Annotated in this window: 13 protein-coding genes; 5 read left to right on the top strand and 8 right to left on the bottom strand. The window is 36.8% G+C overall.

What is annotated here, in order from left to right:
• Nucleotides 1-75: 75 nt before the first annotated feature.
• The 3 genes from ahcY (at nucleotide 76) to SJY09_RS15300 (ending at nucleotide 3,236) form a co-directional block, all read left to right on the top strand.
• Nucleotides 76-1,392 (top strand): adenosylhomocysteinase, encoded by a 1,317-nt coding sequence (gene ahcY, locus SJY09_RS15310; protein WP_396636572.1) that lies wholly within the window; start codon nucleotides 76-78, stop codon nucleotides 1,390-1,392.
• 115 nt (nucleotides 1,393-1,507) lie between these two features.
• Nucleotides 1,508-2,611, top strand: a complete 1,104-nt coding sequence (locus SJY09_RS15305; protein ID WP_396636571.1) for an SDR family oxidoreductase — start codon at nucleotides 1,508-1,510, stop codon at nucleotides 2,609-2,611.
• A gap of 100 nt (nucleotides 2,612-2,711) precedes the next feature.
• Nucleotides 2,712-3,236: a 5'(3')-deoxyribonucleotidase gene (locus SJY09_RS15300; RefSeq protein ID WP_396636570.1), complete on the top strand. Its 525-nt coding sequence runs from the start codon at nucleotides 2,712-2,714 to the stop codon at nucleotides 3,234-3,236.
• Nucleotides 3,237-3,254: 18 nt separating this feature from the next.
• Here SJY09_RS15300 and SJY09_RS15295 read toward each other — a convergent pair whose 3' ends face one another.
• The 6 genes from SJY09_RS15295 to SJY09_RS15270 all read right to left on the bottom strand — a co-directional run bounded on the left by SJY09_RS15295 (nucleotide 3,255) and on the right by SJY09_RS15270 (nucleotide 11,198).
• Nucleotides 3,255-5,312, bottom strand: coding sequence for a tetratricopeptide repeat protein (locus SJY09_RS15295; protein WP_396636569.1), 2,058 nt, complete (start codon nucleotides 5,310-5,312; stop codon nucleotides 3,255-3,257).
• A gap of 209 nt (nucleotides 5,313-5,521) precedes the next feature.
• The gene (locus SJY09_RS15290) at nucleotides 5,522-6,535 is read right to left on the bottom strand and encodes a phytase (RefSeq protein WP_396636568.1); all 1,014 of its coding nucleotides are present in this window, start codon (nucleotides 6,533-6,535) and stop codon (nucleotides 5,522-5,524) included.
• Nucleotides 6,536-6,572: 37 nt separating this feature from the next.
• Entirely contained in the window at nucleotides 6,573-9,452 is a 2,880-nt protein-coding gene (locus SJY09_RS15285; RefSeq protein ID WP_396636567.1) for a TonB-dependent receptor, read from the bottom strand.
• A gap of 184 nt (nucleotides 9,453-9,636) precedes the next feature.
• Nucleotides 9,637-9,897: a 50S ribosomal protein L27 gene (gene rpmA / locus SJY09_RS15280; RefSeq protein WP_155594997.1), complete on the bottom strand. Its 261-nt coding sequence runs from the start codon at nucleotides 9,895-9,897 to the stop codon at nucleotides 9,637-9,639.
• A gap of 63 nt (nucleotides 9,898-9,960) precedes the next feature.
• The gene (gene rplU, locus SJY09_RS15275; protein ID WP_396636566.1) at nucleotides 9,961-10,644 is read right to left on the bottom strand and encodes a 50S ribosomal protein L21; all 684 of its coding nucleotides are present in this window, start codon (nucleotides 10,642-10,644) and stop codon (nucleotides 9,961-9,963) included.
• A gap of 110 nt (nucleotides 10,645-10,754) precedes the next feature.
• Nucleotides 10,755-11,198 (bottom strand): DUF4199 domain-containing protein, encoded by a 444-nt coding sequence (locus tag SJY09_RS15270; RefSeq protein ID WP_396636565.1) that lies wholly within the window; start codon nucleotides 11,196-11,198, stop codon nucleotides 10,755-10,757.
• Nucleotides 11,199-11,379: 181 nt separating this feature from the next.
• Here SJY09_RS15270 and SJY09_RS15265 point away from each other — a divergent pair, with 181 nt between their 5' ends.
• Both SJY09_RS15265 and SJY09_RS15260 read left to right on the top strand, forming a co-directional pair.
• On the top strand, nucleotides 11,380-12,702 hold the full coding sequence (locus tag SJY09_RS15265) for a M16 family metallopeptidase (protein ID WP_396636564.1): 1,323 nt from the start codon (nucleotides 11,380-11,382) through the stop codon (nucleotides 12,700-12,702).
• A 7-nt stretch (nucleotides 12,703-12,709) separates the two neighbouring features.
• On the top strand, nucleotides 12,710-14,782 hold the full coding sequence (locus SJY09_RS15260) for a M16 family metallopeptidase (protein WP_396636563.1): 2,073 nt from the start codon (nucleotides 12,710-12,712) through the stop codon (nucleotides 14,780-14,782).
• A 164-nt stretch (nucleotides 14,783-14,946) separates the two neighbouring features.
• On the opposite strand, the gene SJY09_RS15255 is transcribed toward SJY09_RS15260, so the two are convergent.
• Both SJY09_RS15255 and SJY09_RS15250 read right to left on the bottom strand, forming a co-directional pair.
• Nucleotides 14,947-15,690: a head GIN domain-containing protein gene (locus tag SJY09_RS15255; protein WP_396636562.1), complete on the bottom strand. Its 744-nt coding sequence runs from the start codon at nucleotides 15,688-15,690 to the stop codon at nucleotides 14,947-14,949.
• A gap of 96 nt (nucleotides 15,691-15,786) precedes the next feature.
• Nucleotides 15,787-16,674 carry a DMT family transporter gene (locus SJY09_RS15250; protein ID WP_396636561.1) on the bottom strand — a complete coding sequence of 296 codons (888 nt, stop codon included), beginning with the start codon at nucleotides 16,672-16,674 and terminating at the stop codon, nucleotides 15,787-15,789.
• Nucleotides 16,675-16,750: the final 76 nt, after the last annotated feature.

Raw genomic sequence — 16,750 nt, 5'->3', positions numbered from 1 at the left:
AATTGCATCTTTGACCTCTCCAAAATAGAGGTAAAAGGCATCCAAGTAATATATCAAAGATAAAATAATAAAAAGATGAGCACCAAAACTATTCCATTTGTACCTTATAAAGTAAAGGATATTAGTCTAGCCGGATGGGGAAGAAAAGAAATTGATTTAGCGGAAGCAGAGATGCCAGGATTAATGGCTTTGAGAGAAGAATACAAAAATGAACAACCCCTAAAAGGCGCACGAATTGCCGGTTGTTTGCATATGACCATACAAACGGCGGTACTGATTGAAACCTTAGTAGCACTTGGTGCGGATGTCACGTGGAGTTCTTGTAATATCTTCTCTACCCAAGACCAAGCCGCAGCAGCTATCGCAGAAGCAGGTGTACCTGTTTATGCGTGGAAAGGAATGAACGAGGAAGAGTTTGATTGGTGTATAGAACAGACCTTATTTTTTGGGGAAGATCGCAAACCATTGAACATGATTTTAGATGACGGTGGAGATTTAACCAACATGGTGTTAGACAGATATCCTGAACTAGCGTCTGGAATTAACGGACTTTCGGAAGAAACCACCACTGGGGTGCACCGCTTATATGAGCGTGTAAAAAATGGCACCTTGCCCATGCCAGCTATCAATGTAAACGATTCTGTAACCAAATCTAAGTTTGACAATAAGTACGGTTGTCGTGAAAGTGCAGTAGATGCCATCCGCAGAGCTACGGATACCATGTTAGCGGGTAAAAAAGTTGTGGTTGCCGGATATGGTGATGTAGGAAAAGGAACAGCCGCTTCGTTTAAAGGAGCAGGCTCTATTGTTACGGTAACAGAAATTGACCCTATTTGTGCCTTGCAGGCTTGTATGGATGGTTTTGAGGTGAAAAAACTAGAAACTGTAATCGGGAATGCAGATATTGTAATCACCACCACAGGAAACAAGGATATTATAAGAGCTGAGCATTTTGAAGCGTTAAAGGACAAAGCCATTGTTTGTAATATTGGTCATTTTGATAATGAGATTGATATGGCTTGGTTAAACAACAATCATGGCAACACCAAGGATGAAATTAAGCCGCAAGTAGATAAGTACACTATTGATGGTAAGGATATTATTATCCTAGCAGAAGGCCGTTTGGTAAATTTAGGATGCGCTACGGGACACCCAAGTTTTGTAATGAGTAATTCTTTTACCAACCAAACTTTGGCACAAATAGAATTATGGAATCATAAGGAGAACTATGAAAACGATGTCTACATGCTACCAAAACACTTAGACGAAAAAGTGGCCAAACTGCACTTATCCCGTTTAGGAGCGGAACTTACAGAGCTTAAGAAAGATCAGGCTGATTATATTGGAGTAACCGTAGAAGGGCCTTTTAAACCCGAATATTACAGATATTAAGAATGCTGCTTACAGCATACTTTTAATTTAAACCTAACCCTTACACCTTTTCTTTAAAAAGGCGTAAGGGTTTTTCTTTATTTAGTGCGATATTTGCTGGCTCAACGGACTTGCCATGCAAATTTTACTTACCGGTGCCACGGGAACTTTAGGTTCCCAAGTTTTATTTTCCCTGTTGGAAGAAAAATTTTCTAGCATTGAAAACATTTACCTGCCCGTAAGAGAAAAAAAATCGGTTTCATCAAAGGAGCGTATTCGTAAAATGCTGCAAAGTGATTTTGCTCCAATATTCATTAAGAATAACCTGGCTGCCATACGCGCCAAAATTATAGTAGTTTCGGCTAAGGATATTTTAAATCCCGAACGTTTTTTAGACGGCGTACGGATTACCCATTTTATACACTCCGCGGGCTTTGTTAACCTATCTACCGCTCCTGAAGCAAAAGACGAGATTTTTAAAGAAAATTTTGAATTTACAAAAGCAATCTTTGAGGCCTATAGTAGATATATAGATAAGTTCATTTATATAAGCACCGCTTTTTCAGCAGGAAATGTTGGAGGGCTTCTCCCCAACGATTATCTGAAAACGGCACCCACCGCTCATAGAAATCATTATGAAGCTTCAAAATATGCTTCTGAAAAGTATATAACCCAAGCAGGAGCAGCTATAGGTATTCCAGTTCAAATTTTAAGACCAAGTGTACTTGGTGGTAACATCATGGACACACCCAACTATTTTATATCTAAATACATGGTATTTTATCTGTTTGCGAAATTCTTTCATAGAAATACCTCAACAGACCCTGTGCGTATTACCGCGAACACAGAAAGTGGTTTAAATATTATTCCTACGGATTATGCGGCCAAGGTAATTGTGGCGGTACTAGATACTGCAATAGAACAACTGAACATAGTACATTCCAAAACCACGCATATTACCAGAGGAATTACAAAAATTTTAGAAACAGTAGCCTTTGATAATTTTAGTATTACCCAAAACGTAATAAATACTACCTCTGGTTTTGAATCTAAACTAGAGCAGTTTTATTACGATACCATAGGGGTGCATTTAACACCATACCTAACTTCTGAACCCTGCGAATGGGACACCACGCTACTACAACAAATATTACCGATACCCGCTTATAATTTAGAAGATTATTTAGGCGACACCATCAAGTTTGCCAAGACCAATGGTTTTAAGAACCAGCAGTGGTAAATTAGTTTTCAAACTTAATTTATTTACTTAAAATTTATCTTTTACCCGTTTCCTTCTAATATTTTAAGGTTTTACCGTTCTTCGTAAAAAATTATATGACATGGTAATATTCGTAGACATGGATGAGGTAATAGCTGATACTTATGGTGAGCACATCAAAATTTACAATGCTGAATTTAATGGAAGCTTAACTACAGAAAAATGTTCGGGAACCGAGGTTTGGAAAATGGTACCAGAGGCCCATCAAGAAAGTGTTCGTAAACATGCTACACGCACCGGTTTCTTTAAAGAACTAAAGGTTATTGACCATAGCCAAGAAGTATTGCTACAATTATCTAAAAAGCATGATGTTTATATTGCATCCGCTGCGATGCAATTTCCAAATTCATTGGAAGAAAAGAGTGATTGGCTGGATGAACATTTTCCCTTTATCCCTTGGCAAAACAGAATACTATGTGGTCACAAACATATTCTAAAAGGAGATATTCTTATAGACGATCGCAGTTATAATCTTACAAACTTTGATGGGAGAGGTATCCAATTTGCTTCCCCGCATAATGTGCACACGGAAGGTTTTGAAAGAGCCAACTCTTGGCTAGAGCTTGGAGAGAAATTATTTGAATAATGTATCTCTTTTGAACCACTAGAGTTTTATTCTAAAATTATTTGAGTTGTAATAATCATTATTTGGATCCCAAGGAAAATTTTCTCTCCGGTTACTTTTGTAAATGTTTATTTGAGAATTTAAATAGGATAAGTCATCTTCAATATATCTTGCTTGCATTAAACATCTATCTTCTTCTATATAGTCTCTTTCTAAAAAATAGAGATATGCTTTTTTTAAATAATTACCAACAACGTTTGGTTTTAATGTAATAATTTCATCTAAAATATTAAAAGCTTTTTCTCTTTTACCTAATTTCAAATATGCATCATACAATAAATGATATATTCGTATCCACTCCTTTCTCGTATCCAGTTTTTTCGCTTCAAGTAAACTAACTATGGCATTATTAAGCATTCCTTCATTCATATAGGATTCGCCAATGTTCATTAACGGCAAAGGATTTTTAATATCTAACTCCACTGCTTTTTCAAATTCTATTATGGCCTGTTTATAATCACCTTTTTTCTTGAAAATATGACCACATTGATAGTAGGCCAAGAAATTATCTGGGTCTATTGATATTGCTATATCTAAATCATTGATGGCTTTGTCATACTCTTGCATTTTAACAAACAGAATTTGCCTCGAAATATAAGTTAAATAATCATTAGGATTTAGACCAACTGCCAAGTCATGAAATCTCAAAGACTGCTTAAAATTAAGTATTCGAGAATAATAACCCCCCAAGTTAGAATAGACTATTGGCTTAAGCGCTGAATCTATTTTCAAAGCCTCTTCATAGCTAATAGATCCCATTATTTCATTACCCATTCGATATTCTAAGATTCCTAAATCCATATGAGCCATTTTATTTGAAGGATCCAATGTTATTGATTCTCGGAAAAGCTGACGTGCCAAAACTACATTTGGAAAAATATTCCGTTTCATCTCGATGTTTCCTAATGCTTGGTAAAATTTTGACTTTATTGAATCCTCTTTGATCTTAACAATATAATTGAGCAGTAATTCCTGTGCCTCTCCAAATTGTCGTTCGTTTCCATATAAGTTACTAATCCCGTATATAGAACTATGGTTTAATGAGTCTAACAATAATGATTTTTCAAAAGCGGTCTTTGCTAAATTATTTTTGCCAATTTTCATGTAAGAAAATCCAATATCCGCTAATCTTAGACTTCTTTGTTTAGGAGATAATTCATCATTACTAACAATGTTATCAAGTTCAAAAAGAACCTTTTTAGAATTACCTGTTTTGACGGCACAGAGACTCTTTATCCAATTCCCTAAGGTAGATACATCTAAAGAAAGATTATTATCCATTCTTTCCGGTACTACTCTTACAAATTCCAAATCATGTTTATTCTTATTGACATTAATTAAAGTGTCAATTTGATCCGTAATGTTTAAACCTATATTGTACCGAAAACAAACATCTGCACCTTCACAATTATTTTCTACGTTTTTGGCAAGACCGTAGATAATTAAATCCGCATTATGTCTTTTTTGAATTTCCTTGGCTTCATTGAAGCTTTGCGGTGGGTTAATAGAATCGGCAACATATTGAACATCTAAATTAAAACCGTCAAAAGTTTTAATATCATTTAAGTTTTCAGAGATAGCTCTACCAATACAGTAAGTTTCTTTTCCAGCGATATAATCCTCAAATCTCAAAATAAGCACATTAAAAGAGCTAGTATCGTTTTGATTAAAAATTGGTTTTAAAACTACTCCTGGTGGATTGTATTTAGTTTGCATCTTTGGCCCTGAATATGACTTATACATTAGCACAATCCAAATAGCACCTAAGACTGATAACAAAGAAATATATGGTCTTTTCCCAATCTTTTTAACTTTAAAAACCGAACCAGAATCATTTTTCCAATTAAAAGCAGGAAGAAAATACAGGACAATCATTAAAACTAAAATAACTATTGTACTATAAATTCCAATTTCAACTGTTAAGAAATCAATGGCACTACTAAGACCATCTAAGGCCGTAAAAAAAAGTAAAATAGTGGTTAATACGTATACTACTATTTTAAATATTTTTTGAAATTCGAACGCTTTTATTTTCAACTAAATAATAAATTACACATTGAACAATTACGTAATGTATAAATTTTTGGTAGTAAATACTATCAATTTGAATTGTATTCCCTTTTTGGAAAAGTTCAAAATTAATTTGTCCTCAACATATTATTTAGAAGTATACCCCGAAAACTATTTGCCACAAACACACAGAAGGTTTTGAAAGAGCCAACTCTTGGCTAGACCTTGGGGAGAAATTATCTTAATCCCAACTTTCCTAAATCATACATGTAAAAGTTTTTTTCATCATTCATAGCAACGAAAAGTCCATTTGGAAATTCATCGTTTAACGGTACCGTAATCACGTCGCAACCGTCTGTTTCCAAAGTGCTAAGGTTTATGGCCTTTACAAAAGAATTATCTTTTCTGGAGAAAATATTGAATTCTCCCTGTTGTTGATTGGAAACAATTAGAAACCCCTTACCATTTGGATACTTTGCAATGGCAATGCCCTCTATATCAGCTAAAAAATATTCTCCTCCAAAACAAGAAATCTCCTTATCACCCATACTAGGTTCCGCATAATATTTTTTAATACATACGCCTTCATCTGAATAGTACACAAACCCATTTTCATCATCCACCGCAATGGCCTCTATTTCTTTTTGACCACTGAACGAGCCGAATTTACGCACTAGATTAGCTTTAACACCAATACTATCCGCTTTTAATTCGTACTGATACAAATAGCCTTTTACAGGGCCTGTTTTTCTACCCACTATAGCATACATCCTTGCATCCATCGGAGATTTGTAAAGAGCTATGCCCATTGGCAATTTATTCTTTAGTTGGCTTTCATCTTCAAATACTTTAAACCCGTCACTATCCAAGGGTTGCATATCTGGTACGGAGAAAACTCTAATCTGTTGCTTCTCCCTCTCTGTAAATACCATGATATCGGTCTGTGTGGAGTCGTTTAATTGAAATCCGTATGCGATATCTACGTTGTTAGGGCGCCGCATATTTTTAATTGTTTTTTCTTCTATAATCTTTCCGTTTAAATCGAAGGCATAAATTGCGCCATTGGTTTCTTTATCCGTACCAAAAAGAATACTTTTTTCCGGATTCGTTGGATGTAACCAAATAGCAGGGTCATCCGTATCATTCAAAGTAGACTCCGTTATTATATTTGGAGTTATCGGAGGCAACTTACTCTTATTACAAGCATTCAACAATAAAACTACGACGCTGATAACTAGTATATTTTTCATCTTTTAATGTTAAAAAGAGCCTTTTGAATCATTAGAGTTATTGTTTTTTGAATAAATCGTATTTTATACCAAAAGTAAGTCGTTGACCATAAAATTCTAGCTGTTGAGTACGTTCTTTCACACCTTGAAAATAGCGCAAAGGTTGATTGGTAATATTATTCAAATCTGCATAAATACTTAGGTTTGAATTCAACTGAAAAGTAGCGTTGAAGTCTAAAAAAAGTTGTGTATCATAAAATCTATCATCAAAATCATTACCTCCAATTTCATCAATATAACTGTCTGAAAAATTAAGTGATATGCGAGAACTGAACCTTTTATCTGCATAACCCAAAGATCCATTGAACATGTTCGGCGCCGTATTTGGCAGGTCTATATCCTCCCGCTCATCTCCGTCTTCATTACGAATGCCTTCTGCCGAGGATGAAAGGAAGGTATAGTTTAGATAAAGGCTAAAATTTCTAGCGAAACCGGGAAGAAAATCTAGCTGTCGTTGAAGCGCAAATTCTAGACCAAAAACGGAAGCCCCGTCACCATTTAATGGCTGAAAGGTTTCATAACCAGTAGTTCCCGGTCCAAAAGTTTCGTCCTCGGTTTCTCCTTGAAAAGTATATATAAAATTATCTATGTCTTTATAAAAGACTCCCCCAGACAGTAATCCTACACTTTTAAAATAGTGCTCCGCCATCATATCAAAATTCATTGACGTGGTAGGCTCCAAAGTGGCATTACCTAATATGATTTCATTGTCTTCATTAATTATTTCCGCTCTTGGGATGATGTCTACATAATTTGGTCTTGCCAAAGTATTTGTCCAAGCAAAGCGTAATACTGTTTGATCAGTGATATAATATTTAAGATGAATCCCCGGTAGTATATTGGTATACGAGTTCTCTGCACCTACTTCCTCAACTTCGATACCTTCCTCAATACCATTTTCCTCATCTTCTTCTATAAAAGTTAAACTATTTCCAGCAGATTCTAAGGATGTTCTTTCTATCCGTAGACCTGCAAGTAAGCTCCACCGATCTGATAATTTTTGATTCATCATTACATATCCGGCAAATACATCTTCCGTAACGTCAAAATTTCCTGGCAAAAATTCGTCCGGTACTGGCTCACCGCCTATTAAATTGAGTTGACCTAACCATTCTTCACTGGCAAAAGAACCTATCAAATATTGACTGCCCGCTAGGTAATCTTCATCTGAATAGTCTTTTAACGGCACATCTGCAAGGGTAGGAAAATCATCCTCTAAATCAAATTCAAAGAAATTATTGTCCCTTACTTTCGATTTAAAACGACCCCGTGCCCCAAATTGAAAAGTACCTTCTCCTTTTCCGAAAATATCAACCGGTAGTTCAAAATTTATAAAAAAGTTAATATCCTCTTCCTCTGTAAACTGATTCTCCTCCGTAATCTCCCCATACTCAAAGTTTCCAAAATTGTCCGTGTCGCTAGGATTGGCGGCAGAAAATCTGGGGAACCGTGGATTAAGTACGTCATTATCTATAATGTACTCCGATTCAAACTCTGCATAACGCTCATTCAAACGTTCCTCCGAAGCTTTCGCAAAAGAAGTCATCCAATCTACTTTGAGATTACCCCAAAGATGATTTCCACCTAAACTATAATTTTGCATACGTTGATCTTCTAACCTTCTATTTTTATTTCTACTATTATCTATTCCTCCCTTACTTTGGCGTTTTACTTCGACTGGAAAACGTGTGGGCAATCTGTTCGCAATCGTAAAATCGCCAACTTCTATATCTTCAGCGTCTAAAATCTCATGTTCTAAACGAAATCTGTTCTCCCTATCGTCCCTCCAATTGTACATAGTTTTTAGGAAGATGGAGTTATTGGCATCGAACTTATAATCCATGTTTGCAGAAAAGCTTCGTCTTACACGCTGTACCAAATATTCCCGTTGCTCAAAGACATTAGCGTAAGGGTCAACTTCTGCATCTTCCAATATTGGCTCTCCATCTACATCGTCAACACCAGCGTAATACTCAAATTCGTCTGTCCATTCAGCTTCTATATTATCAGAGCCAAAATCGTTATCATTAAAGGATGCTGCAAGCATCCATCCAAACTTGCCGTTATTGGTTCTGTCCCCAATTAAAAAAGCGCCATTGATAATAGCTTTATTGGTAATGAAATTTATTCCGGAACCCAAAGTTGTGGAAGCCCTGAACCCTTGAGGAGAAGTTCTAGTAATTAAATTTACCGAACCGCCCAAGGCATCTGCGTCCATATCTGGAGTTACTGCCTTACTAACTTCTATGGTTTGTATCATATCTGCAGGAATCAAATCCATCTGTACGTTTCTATTATCACCTTCTGCAGACGGAATCCTACTTCCGTTAAGTGTAACGGAATTTAATTGCGGTGAAAGCCCCCGGACAATAATATTCCTCGCCTCTCCTTGATCTACTTGCATCGTAATTCCTGGTATCCTTTTTACAGCATCGCCAATGTTAGCATCCGGGAATTTTCCAATTTGATCTGTGGATACTACGTTGGTAATATTCAAATTGTTCTTTTGCGTGTTCAATGCCTTGGATTGGCCACTTAAACCGTAGGCGGTAACTTCTACACCGTCCAATTCCATGCTTTTAGGTTCTAGGTACAAAGATAGTTCCGTAGTGGTATTGGGAGTAATCTGTAACTCTTGTTCTACATCGTCGTATCCCAAGTAAGAAATCTTTAGGGTATAGGTGCCTTCTGGAATATCTATAAGTGTAAATCTTCCATCAAAATCGCTGATAACGCCTTTTGATAATGAAGCTATCATGACACTGGCACCTGGGAGGTATAGTCCATTATCGTCTGAAATAGTTCCTTGAACATTCCCACTTTGAGATAATATCGTTAAGGGGAATAATACTAGTGTAAGTAATACGTAAGATTTCATTTTCTATGTGGTTGAATTATTTACCGCAAAGAAATTGTATTATTCAGACAAGTAGGGTTTGTAAATTTTTAAGGTTGGATTAAGTTTTCCGTTTTTTATGGTGTACTTAAAATTTAATTAACATACAGATAACAAAAAACCCCCACTATAAAGTGAGGGTCTTATTTTCAAAAGAAAAGTTTGATTAAGCCTCAAACGGCTCAATAGAAACAAAGGATTTACCTCCTGCTTTCTTTTCGAACTTTACCAAACCATCTACACGTGCGTGTAACGTATGATCTTTCCCAGCATATACGTTTTCCCCAGGATTATGTCTTGTTCCTCGCTGTCTAACTATAATGTTACCTGCGATGGCAGCTTGGCCACCAAATATCTTAACACCTAAGCGTTTCGATTCTGATTCCCTACCGTTTTTAGAACTACCTACACCTTTTTTATGTGCCATTTTGTTAAGGTTTTAAGTTCCCGCTCTTCAACGGGATATAAGTTATACTTAAGCGGTTGGCAATTATGCCTTACCGCCGTCTAATTCATCTTGCCATTTCTTCAACTCGTCCCATTTACCTTCAGCAGCTAATTTAGCTTGTGCAGGCCATGTATCCGTTACGTGATTACCACGAACATCTGCGATAATTTCAGAAATCTTAGCTGGTTTAGCTTTTGCCAATTCAGCGAAAGTTGAAATACCGGCATCATTTAAAGTTTGAGCGATTTTTGGCCCAATACCTTCAACTTTCTTCAAATCGTCCGCTTTAGCTTTAGTTGCTTTTGGTGCAGCAGCTTTCTTTGGAGCTGCTTCTTTTTTAGGAGCTACTACTTTTGGCGCAGCTTCTTTTTTAGGAGCGGCCTTCTTAGGCTCAGCTTTTGCTTTCTTAGCACCTTTCGCAACAATACTTTCTATTACGATTTCAGTCAATGACTGTCGGTGTCCGTTTTTCTTTCTGTAACCTTTACGTCTTTTCTTGTGAAAGACAATTACTTTGTCACCTCTAAGGTGTTTTACGACTTTAGCCTCAACAGCGGCTCCGTCTATAGCCGGGGCGCCAACGGTAACGTTCTTACCATCATCTAAAAGAAGAACATTGTCAAAAGTTACCTTTTTCCCTTCTTCTGTTTGCAAACGGTGAACGTACACTTTCTGGTCTTTCGCAACTTTAAATTGCTGCCCTGCCATCTCTACAATTGCGTACATATTGTTAAAAATGTATGATTAAAACCTGTTGGATTTTTTCCAAAGGCGGCTGCAAATATACTTCTTATTGATGAATCCGCAAGGGATTTCGCGGAATTTAATGTAGAAAATCACTTCAAATTATTGGAAGTTTTAAAGAGCTGCATAAAGGACAAGGTCAAAACTACAGTAGTACTAAACCCCATTACGGCTACAACCAAGAAAACAATGGCTTCAAAACTCTCATATTCTCTCGCCCATTTGGTGGAAAGTTCTTCTAGAAAACCAGGATTCAACTCGGTGGAATAAAGTGCAAAAAACAAAGTAAAAATTAGTGTTGCCACACCTCCCGTTATTAACCCGGCCATAAACCCACTTCCATAACTAAAGGAGGTTCCTTTTTTCAATTTGTAATATTTAATCGCTTCATAAATAGCGAAACCTGTTACCACAGCATTAAAAAGGCTGTAAAAAACATTGGTATGAATTCCCAAAAGAGAAAGTATTAGGAAATAAGCAATTAAACATCCGGAAGCGGCAATTCCAAACCTAATAGGAAGCGCATAATTTTTCATAGTCTTATAAATTTTTTAATCAGTTTACAGTAAGTTAAGAAATACAGCCCTAAAAAGTGTTTAATTTCTTGTTAAATCAAAAACCGTCTTTCATTAATATTCACTTAAAGCCTTAAATTCGTGTAACAATTAATACAACTTTCATACTAATGTGAAGTATGAAAATTAAACACTAGACAAAATGAAAAACAAACTACTTTTGGCCTCGGCCATTTTATTTTCCAGTGTAGTAACCATTGCCCAAGAGGTGAAGTACGAAGAGTACAAATTGGATAATGGTCTGCACGTAATACTTCATAAGGATAATACCGCTCCGGTCGTAACAACTGCCGTCATGTATCATGTAGGTGGTAAAGATAGAACTGAAGGCAGAACCGGATTTGCTCATTTTTTTGAACATTTATTGTTTGAAGGAACTGAGAACATCGAAAAAGGCAAGTGGTTTGAGATTGTTTCCTCTAACGGAGGCAAGAACAATGCAAACACCTCTCAGGATAGGACGTACTATTATGAAGTTTTTCCTTCTAATAATTTAAAACTGGGACTGTGGATGGAAGCTGAACGTATGCTGCATCCTATCATTGACCAGAAGGGGATTGACACACAGCAAGAAGTTGTGAAAGAAGAAAAAAGGCTGCGTTATGACAACTCGCCCTACGGACAGTTACTTCCTGTACTAGGGGCTAATCTATTCAAAAAACACCCTTATAAAGACCCTAATATTGGCTACATGAAAGATTTGGATGCCGCTACTTTGGAAGATGTTATTGCTTATAACAAGAAATATTACGTTCCCAATAACGCAGCCCTTGTAGTTGCTGGCGACATTGATATTGCAGAGACAAAAAAAATGATAAACGATTATTTTGCACCAATCCCAAGAGGTGCCGATATCGTTAGAAATTTCCCTAAGGAAGACCCGATTACGGAAGAGGTTAAAGTGAAAGCCTATGATGCAAATATTCAAATTCCGGCTGCAGGGATTGCGTACAGGACTCCTGGATTTAGAGAACGTGATGCCTATGTTCTGGACATGATATCTACTTATTTAAGTGATGGAAAAAGCTCTAAACTGTACAAGAAAATGGTTGATGAACAAAAGCAGGCCTTACAGGTAGGTGCTTTTAATATTCCTCAAGAAGATTACAGCATGTACTTGGTTTTTGCCCTGCCCGTAGGAGAAACTTCACTAGAAACTTTGGTAGCCGAAATGGAAGAAGAGATTGCTTTAGTTCGAACTGAACTCATCTCAGAAAACGATTACCAGAAACTACAAAATAAATTTGAAAATCAATTCGTGAATTCAAATTCAAGTGTTGAGGGAATTGCAAACTCCCTTGCCAGATATCACGTTCTTTATGGAGATACTGAGCTTATCAATAAAGAAATAGAAATTTATCGTTCCATTACTCGCGAAGAAATTATGGAAGTAGCGAAAAAACACTTAAACACTAATCAGCGTGTTCTTATAGATTATTTACCAGAAGAAAAACCCGCAAACTAATACTGTAATGAAAAAACTATATATATTATTTATCGCTGCATTTACAACATTTGGAGTGCAAGCACAAGTAGATCGTTCCATTATGCCAGCACCCGGTCCCGCGCCTGAAATAAACATTGCGGAACCAGAAAGCTTTGAGCTTAGTAATGGCCTAAAAGTTATGGTTGTTGAGAACCATAAATTGCCTAGAGTATCCATACAATTAACAATTGACAATCCGCCTATCCTAGAGGGAGACAAGGCTGGAGTATCCAGTTTAACCGGTAGTCTTCTTGGATTAGGTTCCAAGAATATAAGTAAAGATGAGTTTAACGAGGAGATAGATTTTTTAGGAGCTCGCTTAAGTTTTGGTTCTCAAAGTGCCTTTGCTAGTTCACTATCCAAGTATTTCCCGAGAATTCTAGAACTTATGGCAGATGCGGCCATAAATCCTAATTTCACCGAAGAAGAATTCGAGAAAGAAAAGGCAAAGCTGATTACTGGACTAAAATCCCAAGAAAAAGATGTTTCCGCCATTGCGGGAAGAGTGCAGCGCGCTTTAGCCTATGGTAAAGACCATCCTTATGGAGAATTTACTACAGAAGAAACTGTGAACAATGTAAAATTAACGGATGTCCTACAGTTTTATCGTAAATATTTTGTCCCCGCGAACGCCTACCTAGTAGTAATAGGAGACGTTACTTTTGACCAAGTAAAGGAATTGACAGAGGAACACTTTACCCCATGGACTAAAGCAGTACCGCCTTCTTTTAGCTTTTCGCAGCCAAACGATGCGCAGTATAGACAAATAAACTTTGTGGATATGCCAAACGCAGTACAGTCGGAGATAGCTGTTCAGAATTTGGTAGAGCTAAAAATGAAGAACGATGATTACCTACCTGCATTAGTGGCTAACCAAATACTTGGTGGCGGTGGTGAAGGACGCCTCTTTCTAAATTTAAGAGAGGATAAAGGATATACATATGGTTCTTATTCTGCTATAGGAAATGACAAATATGAAGTATCTAGATTCCGTGCTACTGCTAGTGTAAGAAATATGGTAACAGATAGTTCTGTAGTAGAAATACTAAAAGAAATTGATAAAATCGTCAACGAACCTGTAACCGAAAAGGAATTAGCGAATACCAAGGCGAAATACACAGGGAGGTTTGTTATGGCACTGGAGCAACCTCAGACGATTGCCAATTACGCCCTTAATATTGAGAAAGAAGGACTTCCAAAGGATTTCTACAAAACGTATTTAGAACGCATAGACAACATAAGCATAGAAGATGTTCAAAATGCGGCACAAAAGTATTTTAGCTCTAGTAATGCGAGAGTAGTTGTTGCCGGTAAAGGAAGTGAAGTCTTAGAGAACTTGGAAAAGGTTAGTGTAAACGGTAAAAAATTACCTGTTCTTTATTATGATAAAACAGGAGAGAAAACTGCGAAACCAGACTATAGTGCCGAAATGCCAGAAGGATTAACCGCCACTTCAATTATAGAAAAGTATGTAGATGCTATTGGAGGGAAAACAAAACTGGAAAGTGTTGAATCTTACGCAATGAGTGCGGCCGCGGAAATGCAGGGTATGAAATTGGAAATGGAAATGAAAAAAACTTCCAAAGACCAGTTTATGCAGGACGTGAAAATGATGGGTAATTCCGTGAGTAAACAGGTTTTAGATGGTGATAAAGGTTATGCCGTTGGCCAAGGTCAACGTAAAGATTTGTCCCCAGAAGAAATTGAAAAGGTAAAGGCAGAATCAGCCACATTTCCTGAACTTAATTATTTAACCGTAGGTGGAATAACTTTGGACGGAATGGAAACCGTAGGTGACAAAAAAGCCTATAAAGTAAAAGTTACCGACAGTAAAACTGTTTATTATGATGCAGAAACTGGTTTAAAGTTGCAAGAAGTTACTATAACGGAAATGCAAGGACAACAGGTAAAACAAACCTTAATGTTAGATGATTACAAGGAAGTTTCCGGTATTTTATTTCCTTTTAAAATCACCCAAAGTATGGGGCCGCAAAATATAGAGTTTATCGTAACCGAGATAAAGGTGAACGACGGCGTATCCCCAGCGGATTTCGAATAGAGTAAACATTTAAGCGATAATCGAGATTTATATGTTCGACGCTTGCATGGAATTAAATGTGGTTTTACTTTGAATGCTACGCGGGCTTGCCCTGAGGTAGTTTACAAGACCAAAAAAACCCGCTCATTTGAGCGGGTTTTTTCATTAAACATTGGTAATAAACACTATCCAATCTTCCGTATTTCCGCCTCTCCTATTACAATTCCCTTATCTACATCGGCATCTCCCGTATAGTTAATAGTTGTTTCGCCATAGCAAGTTACCTTTAATCTATCCGAAACATTTACACGGAAATTACTTTCGCCATAAGCAGTTATTTTTGTCTCGCTATTTCCCATTTCAATCGCGTTTACTTCACTCTCCCCGTAGGCTCTAAACACTTGTCTTTCTACCTTTCCTTCTGAAATTTCCAAGTAACTCTCCCCATAAATAGCGACCGTAAGTTCTTCTAAATTAAGATGGTTAAAATAAACTTTGGATTCACCGTAAATAGACAACTTCAAATCTTCTTGCTCCATAATACCCTTTACCTTTACAATCTCTTCTCCTCTGATAGACAAGTTTTTCAAGGTTTTATAGGTAATCTTAGCAGTTGCCATAGTCCCATTATAAATAGATTTTTTCCCTTTCCATTTGTCCGTAGAAACACGTTCCGATTTGGTGACCGTTTTGGCTCCGTCCAAATATACCCGAAGCGTATTTCCTTCGACCTTTACATTAATCTTATCCATGGAAATCTTCGCGTTTTCAATAACTACGGATTCCTCGGTTCCTTGCACCAATTCCACTTCTATGTGAGGGCTAATGATTACTTTTTCAAATGCATCTACTTGTACCGTTTTGGTTTGAGCAAAGGCTCCTGCGACAAAGGAAAAAAACGCTATACATATGAGGTTTGATTTTTTCATGACTGTTTATTCTATTTTGATGATTATTTTTCCGTTTTGAATTAGACTTCCCCTTAAAGACTATGGTGAAATAATTTTGTTACACCTTGTGTAAAATTATACCGCGTTTTTACGTTTTTTGTTCACCAAATACACGCCGACTAAAATCAAAAATGAAGCTCCAAGCTGCTTTACACTAAAAGTTTCCCCATCTACCACTCCCCAAAAAATACCCACAATTGGAATAAGATACGTTACCGAAACGGAAAATATAGGAGAAGAAATCTGTATAAGCTTATTAAAGATAACTTTGGCAATACAGGTGCTGATAATACATAGAATAACAATATAGCCCAATGAACTCCAAAAGAAATTACCGTCTAGAACCTCCTTGCTTAAGGCTCCGGAAAAAGGTAAGAGTATAAAACCTGGAATGAGAATACAGACAAAATTCCCAACCGCAATCCCCATAGGACTTACCGCCTGTAATTTACTTTTGATAATATTAGCGTTGCACGCATAACAGATTGTGGCAATAAGCACAAAACCCGCGTACCAATAATTCTGCTCGGGGTTTATAGTACTCCCAAATAAAACCAATAAACTAGCCCCCAACAAGCCTACTAAAACTCCGATGAACTGATTTCTTGTAAACGATATCCCAAAAGCAAAAAGACCCACAAATAAGGTAAACAAAGGCACTAAAGAATTTAAAACTGCGGTTACACTACTATCTATTTCGGTTTCAGCAAATGCGAAAAGAAACATTGGGAAGAAACTTCCTATAAAACCAGATAGCGCTAACCATTTCCAGTCTTCCTTTCTAATGGTTTTCAAAGAATTATATCCGATCATTAATAGCAAACAGCCAGATATAATGATCCGTAACGCCCCTAGTTGAAGGGGAGCAAAACCTACTAAGCCTTTTTTAATGAGGATATAAGAAGTTCCCCAAATAAGGGATAATACTATCAGATAAAGCCACTTTCGGTTTTCAATTTTCAAGCCTTGCGATTTTTTTGCAAAAATGAGGCTTTTAAATGGTAAAAAAGAAAGCTTTTTTATTCTCTTGTCCTAATAG

The sequence above is a fragment of the Maribacter sp. R77961 genome (assembly GCF_044594925.1).
Classification (GTDB): domain Bacteria; phylum Bacteroidota; class Bacteroidia; order Flavobacteriales; family Flavobacteriaceae; genus Maribacter.
Note: the sequence above shows the minus strand (reverse complement) of the source record. Positions and strands in the feature narration are given on the sequence as shown.

Coding starts and splice junctions, on each gene's coding strand:
- ahcY (WP_396636572.1), top strand. CDS start 76: ATGAGCACCAAAACTATTCCATTTGTACCTTATAAAGTAAAGGATATT.
- SJY09_RS15305 (WP_396636571.1), top strand. CDS start 1,508: ATGCAAATTTTACTTACCGGTGCCACGGGAACTTTAGGTTCCCAAGTT.
- SJY09_RS15300 (WP_396636570.1), top strand. CDS start 2,712: ATGGTAATATTCGTAGACATGGATGAGGTAATAGCTGATACTTATGGT.
- SJY09_RS15290 (WP_396636568.1), bottom strand. CDS start 6,535: ATGAAAAATATACTAGTTATCAGCGTCGTAGTTTTATTGTTGAATGCT.
- SJY09_RS15285 (WP_396636567.1), bottom strand. CDS start 9,452: ATGAAATCTTACGTATTACTTACACTAGTATTATTCCCCTTAACGATA.
- rpmA (WP_155594997.1), bottom strand. CDS start 9,897: ATGGCACATAAAAAAGGTGTAGGTAGTTCTAAAAACGGTAGGGAATCA.
- rplU (WP_396636566.1), bottom strand. CDS start 10,644: ATGTACGCAATTGTAGAGATGGCAGGGCAGCAATTTAAAGTTGCGAAA.
- SJY09_RS15270 (WP_396636565.1), bottom strand. CDS start 11,198: ATGAAAAATTATGCGCTTCCTATTAGGTTTGGAATTGCCGCTTCCGGA.
- SJY09_RS15265 (WP_396636564.1), top strand. CDS start 11,380: ATGAAAAACAAACTACTTTTGGCCTCGGCCATTTTATTTTCCAGTGTA.
- SJY09_RS15260 (WP_396636563.1), top strand. CDS start 12,710: ATGAAAAAACTATATATATTATTTATCGCTGCATTTACAACATTTGGA.
- SJY09_RS15255 (WP_396636562.1), bottom strand. CDS start 15,690: ATGAAAAAATCAAACCTCATATGTATAGCGTTTTTTTCCTTTGTCGCA.